General features: G+C 77.2%; 5 protein-coding genes. 1 reads left to right on the plus strand and 4 read right to left on the minus strand.

Features of this window, described 5'->3' with window-relative positions; translation table 11 throughout:
- The coding region (locus EBN88_RS28145; protein ID WP_122399850.1) for a type 2 lanthipeptide synthetase LanM family protein at nucleotides 1-1,863 on the minus strand (1,863 nt) is incomplete at its 3' end.
- A gap of 179 nt (nucleotides 1,864-2,042) precedes the next feature.
- Between EBN88_RS28145 and EBN88_RS28150 the strand changes: the two genes are divergently transcribed.
- Complete coding sequence (locus tag EBN88_RS28150; RefSeq protein WP_158621566.1) at nucleotides 2,043-3,755, plus strand: AfsR/SARP family transcriptional regulator; 1,713 nt, start codon at nucleotides 2,043-2,045, stop codon at nucleotides 3,753-3,755.
- A gap of 17 nt (nucleotides 3,756-3,772) precedes the next feature.
- Here EBN88_RS28150 and EBN88_RS28155 read toward each other — a convergent pair whose 3' ends face one another.
- The 3 genes from EBN88_RS28155 to EBN88_RS30930 form a co-directional block, all read right to left on the minus strand.
- Complete coding sequence (locus EBN88_RS28155) at nucleotides 3,773-4,300, minus strand: GAF domain-containing protein (RefSeq protein WP_122399852.1); 528 nt, start codon at nucleotides 4,298-4,300, stop codon at nucleotides 3,773-3,775.
- A gap of 7 nt (nucleotides 4,301-4,307) precedes the next feature.
- Nucleotides 4,308-5,186, minus strand: coding sequence for a S8 family peptidase (locus EBN88_RS28160; RefSeq protein ID WP_122399853.1), 879 nt, complete (start codon nucleotides 5,184-5,186; stop codon nucleotides 4,308-4,310).
- On the minus strand, nucleotides 5,183-5,535 hold a 353-nt coding region (locus EBN88_RS30930), incomplete at its 5' end, for a hypothetical protein (protein ID WP_158621568.1). The genes EBN88_RS28160 and EBN88_RS30930, both read right to left, overlap by 4 nt.

Genomic DNA, 5,535 nt, shown 5'->3' on the forward strand with positions numbered 1-5,535 from the left:
GTCGGCGCCCCCGGGCGCCGACGGGTCCGGTCCCACCGGGTCCTGCCGCCAGGCAGGACCCGGACCGTGGCCGGGGAAGGGCCGCAGCGTGGTGAGGGAGGCGCGGATCACCCATTCCTGGTAGGCGAGTTCGGCCTCGTCCCAGGCGCGCAGCGCGGCTGCGGCCGCCGGCAGGCCCGGTTCGCGGCGGGGCAGGGCGCCCTCGACGGGGCGGCCGTCCGGGGTGGCGACCGTCGCGGAGGCGGGCGTGGTGGTGAAGAGGGGGATGTCCCCGTCGAGCAGTTGGGCCAGCTCGTGCGGCGCGAACGCCGGCGTGTGGGGGCGGCCGGTGTTCTCGGAGAGCGCGGCGAAGGCGCGGCGGCGCGCGGCCAGGCCGCGCAGCGCCTCGGGCGCGGTGGCCTCGGCCAGGAGTTCGGCGTACTCCTGGCTTGGCCTGGCCACCAGCCGGGTCGGCTCCTCGCGGAAGCGGCTCAACGGCCCGCCGGGCGCGGTGAGTTCGGCGGCGTGGCGGGCCAGCAGCCGGTGGGCGGCGCGGAAGCCGCGCAGCAGCGCCTCGGTGTGGTCGGTCGGGTCGACGGGCGGGCCGCAGGCCGCGCGGCGGGGGCGGTTGGGGCCGCCGGGCCAGGGCAGGCGGCGCCGGCCGAGCCGCATCCGGTCGGTGCCCGGGTCCTCCCAGGCGGGCAGCGCGTCCGGGGAGAGCTGGCCCTCGCGCGCGCCGAGCGCGGAGGTGTCGGCGGAGCCGAGCGGGCCGAGGAGGGGGTGCGGCAGCACCGAGGTGCGGTGGGTTGAGGTGGCCAGGGCGTGGGCGGCGGGGTCGGGGCCGCCGTCGGTCTCGGTGGGCAGGGTGGGGTGGAAGAGGGTTTCGACGTCAACGACGACCGGGTGGGCGCCGGCGGCGATGACGTTCTCGGCGTGGATGTCGACGGCGTGGACCGCGTGGAGCAGGGCGAGTTGGGCTCCGGCGCGGGCGTGGAAGGCGTCGAGTTCGGCGTCGTCGGCGACGGGTTCGGCCGCGATGTGTTCCGCCCAGCCGTAGCCGTCGCGCGGCAGCAGGCGGACGGCGCGCGGCGCCAGCGCGGGGTGGTGGCGGGCGAACCAGGCGAGCAGCTCGTTCCAGCGGGCGTGCGCGCCGAGCGGTCTCGGCTTGTGGATGAGGCGGCGCCCGTCGGCGAACTCCAGCAGGGCGACGGTGCGGCCGCCGGCGTGCGGGTCGCCGAGGCCGAAGGTGACGCGGGTCGGCGGCCCCGGGGGTGGGCCGGTCAACAGGCTTGCGGCGAGGGCGGGTTGGTCGTTGCGGAGCCGGGCGGTGAGTTCGCCGGCGGCGGCGACGGCGGTAACGCAGCGCCGCCCGAGGAGCCGGGCCAGCACGGGGTGTTCGTGGAGCAGCGCGGTGAGCGCTGGGCGGGCGGCGAGCGCGCGCACGCCGTCGTCGAACCGTTCCTGCGGGGTGGCGCCGGTCAACTCCCCTGCGGCGCGGGCGGCCTGGAGGCGTTGGACCAGACATCGGGCCGCCGTGGCGGTGAGTTGGGCGGCCAGCCAGCGCCGGGCGCCGGCCCAGACCGCGCGGGCGTCGGGCTCGGCCGCGCCGGGGACGGTCGCCGCGAAGTCGCTGTCGGCGACGGCCAACAGCGGGGCGAGTGGGTGGAACAGGCGTCCCCGGAGGCCGAGTTCGGGCACGACATGGAGGGGTTCGCGGGTGGTCCGCCGTTCGGGTGCCAACGCCAGGGCGCGGTCGACGAGTTGGGCCCAGGCCGGCGGGGCGCCGGCGGCGGGGCGTTCCTCGTCGGCGAGCGCCGGCAGCCACCAGGCCGGGGCAACGGGCCGCGCCGGGGCGGGGGTTGGCGGCGCGGCGACTGGGTGCATGGGCCGACTCTTTCAAAGGCGGCGGGGTCGGTCATGGGGGAATCGCCCCCAGTTTCTCGCCCGCGCGGCCCGGGCGGGGTCTCGGCGCGGGGCGTCGGGCCTGGTCACCGGCGGGGCGCGCGGGAATGTGGGGGCGGCGTCCCCATGTGCGGCGCCGGGATGGGTGGCACGGTCGTGCCATGAACGGTGCGGTCACCATCTCCTCCTTCGGCGGGCTGACGGTGCGCCTCGGCGGCGAGGGGCCCGTGGAACTCGGCGGCCCCAAGCCCAGGTTGCTGCTCGCGCTGCTGCTGAGCCGGGTCAACGCGGTCCACCCGGTGGACGCCCTGATCGAGGCGGTCTGGGCGGGCCGCCCGCCGCGCACCGCCCGCAAGAACCTCCAGGTCTATGTGTGCCGGCTGCGTCGGGTCCTGGGCGACCGCCTCGTCCACACCGGGGGCGGCTATCTGCTGCGGCTGTCGGCGGCGGAGTGCGATCTGGTCGCGTTCGAGCAACGGGCGCGCGAGGGGCGGCGGTTGGCCCGCGAGGGCGCGGCGGGCGCGGTCGAGCGGCTGGCGGAGGCGGTCGCGCTGTGGCGGGAGGGTCCGCTGGGCGAGTTCGGCCGGCTGCCCTGTCTGTCGGAGGCGGTGGACCGGCTGACGGAGGTGTTTCTCGGCGCGCTGGAGGAGTGGGCGGAGTTGGAGGTGGAGCGGGGCGGGCACCGGCTGGTCGTGGAGCGGCTCCAGGACCACGCGGCGGCGCACCCGTTGCGGGAGCGGCTGGCGGCGGCGTGGATGCGCGCGCTGGCGGCCGGCGGGCGGACCGGGGAGGCGTTGGCGCACTTCGACGCGGTGCGGCTGGCGCTGGCGCGGGAGTTGGGCGTGGCGCCCGGGCCGGTGCTGACGGGGCTGCGGCGCCGGCTGCTGGCCCCGCCGGAGGAGGGCCCCCGGGAGGGTGGCGGCGGCCTGGGCGATCAACTCCCGCGCGACCTGCCGGACTTCGTCGGCCGGACGGAGGAGGTCCACCGGGCCCTGGCGCACTTCCGCGAGGGGCGGCGGGAGGGCCGGGTGATGGTGGTCTCCGGCGCGGTCGGCGTCGGCAAGTCGGCGTTCGCGGTGCGGGTGGGGCATCTGCTGGCCGACGCGTTCCCCGACGGCCTGTTGATGGCCGAGTTGGGCGACCGGCCGTTGGGCACGGTGCTGCGGGGCCTGCTCGACGCGGTCGGCCTGCCGCCGGAGCGGAGCGTGGGGCAGGCGTTGGCGCGGTGGCGGTCGTGGATCGCGCGGCGGCGCCTCCTGTTGGTGCTGGACGACGCGGTGTCGGCGACGGTCGCCGAGGCGCTGCTGCCCGGCCGGGGACCCAGCGGGGCGCTGGTGACCAGCCGGTATCGGCTCAGCGGCCTCTCGGGCGTGGAGTGGGTGCCGTTGGCGCCGCTGACCGAGGCGGAGGGTCTTGAGCTGCTGGGCCGGGTCATCGGCGTGGGCCGGCTGATGACGGACCCGGAGGCGGCGGTCCGGATCGTGCGGCGCTGCGAGGGGCTGCCGTTGGCGCTGCGGATCGCGGGCGCGAAGCTGAACGCGCTGCGGCATCTGCGGCCGGCGGAGTACGCGGACCGGCTGCGGGACGCGCCCTCGCTGCTGGACGAGATGGCGGCGGGCGAGCTGGTGCTGCGGGAGCGGTACGAGGCGTTCTGGCGGGGGCTGCCGCCGCCGCAGCGGGCGGCGTTCCTCAGGCTGGCGGCCCGCACGCCGCCGCTGCGGTACGAGCAGGTGGTCGCGGACGCTGAGGAGCTGCTGGAGTGCAGCCTGCTGACCCCGCCGAGCGGCGAGGTCAGCGCGCATCTGGCGTTGTACGAGATGTCGGTGTTCGCGCGGGAGTTCGCGGGCGGCCTGCCGCCGGACGCCGGGGACTGACCGCCCGCCGGCGTCGGCTAGACGCGGGTGCGGAGGAAGTCGCGGAAGGCGTCCATCAGATCCTGGTCGCCGGCGGGGCGGTGGGCCTCGCCGGCGACGCGCAGGGCGAGGGCCGCCTGGTGGGCGAAGAGCGACAGCAGGTCGAGGTCGCCCAGGTCGGAGCGGGAACGGGGGGCCGGGTCGAGCACTTCGATGACGCCCAGGACCCGGCCGTCGGAGAGCAGCGGGGCGGCCATCAGCGCGTCGGGGACGTAGCGGGTGGACTCGGCGAGGTCGCGGGCGAACTGGGGCACGCCGGTGAGGTCGTCGGCGATCATGGCCTGTCCCGAGGAGGCGACCCAGCCGGCGATGCCCCGGTGGGCGGGGAAGCGGGTGCCGACGAGGAACTCCTCGCCCTCCCCTGCGACGGCCTGGAAGACCAGCTCGCCCGCGTCCTCGTCGACCAGGAAGACGGAGCTGGCGGCGGCCCCGAAGATGGCCCTCGCCACCTCGACCACGGACTGCAACAGGGCGCGGGTGCCGTCGGATGCGATGGGTGTGGGCACGGGTACCTCATCTCTCGTGACGGGTCCGCCGGTCGGCGGACGGCGGGGAGGAAACCGCCTCGGCGGAGACGGCCTCGGCCGGGTGGACGTTGGCCGCCGTCAGATAGAGGACGGTCTTCAGCTGGAACGGCGTCAGCCCCGGGTGGCGGGCGAGGATCTGGGCGCAGCGGCCGGCGATCCTGGGCGCGGCGAAGCTGTTGCCGGTGGTGCGGGTGACGCAGCGGCCGGTCCAGGCGACCCGCACGTCCTGGCCCTTGGCGAAGAACTCCACCGGCGGCCTGGGGTTGTAGAGGTGCGGCTCGGGGTCGGCCTCCTGGTGGCTGCCGACGGAGAGGACCGTGCCGAACCGCCAGGGGAAGCTCTCCACCGGCAGGTTGTGGGCGGAGGCGACCAGGACGGTGCCGTCGAAGTAGGCGGTGTCGGCCAGTTCGCGCAGCGCGCCGACGAACCGGGAGTGGGTGGTGGAGAGGCTGAGGTTGATGACGTCGAAGCGCTGCTCGACGGCCCAGCGGAGCCCGGCGAGGAGGAACGCGCCGCTGCCGGAGAAGTTCTCGCCCAGGACGCGGACGCTGTGCACCTCGCAGTCGGGCGCGACCTCCCGGACGATCCCGGCGCAGGCCGTGCCGTGGCCGCAGGGGTCGTCGGCGTCGGCGGGCACGACGCGGGGCGTTCCGTCGTCGCCCTCGACGACCGCGTGCGAGGAGGCGACCTGGCCGACCATCGGGTGGTCGCCCTCCACGCCGCTGTCCACGACGCACACCCGCACGCCGCGCCCGGTGGAGCCGCCCCAGGCCCACTCGGGGGTGATCCCGCCCGGGCCGGCGGCGAACACCGCGATGTCCTCGGGGCCCTGGTCGCGCAGGCCCCAGCTCAGCGCGCCGCTCACCGTTCCCCTCCCCCGCTCCTCGCCGGGCGGCCGCCGGCCGCCGTTCTCCGGGCGCGCGGGTCGAGCCGGGAGGCGGCGTGCGCGAGCAGCGAGATGGTGGTGTCGCGGCCGACCCGGTGGCCCTTGGCGGCGTAGAGGCGGACGGCCTCGCCGGCCGAGGCGACGGCCCTGGCGGGCAGGTCGGCCGCCAACTGGACGCGGGCCAGGTCGAGATGGGCGGTGGCCCGGGTCAGCGGGGAGTCGGTGGTCTCGGCGGCGGCCACGGCGCGGGCGGCCAGGGCGCGGGCCGTGGCCGGCTCGCCGGCCAGGGAGGCGTCCAGGGCGCGCAGCCCGTGCAGGTCGGCGGCGT

The organism is Streptomyces triticirhizae, from assembly GCF_003696235.1.
Classification (GTDB): Bacteria; Actinomycetota; Actinomycetes; order Streptomycetales; family Streptomycetaceae; genus Streptomyces; species Streptomyces triticirhizae.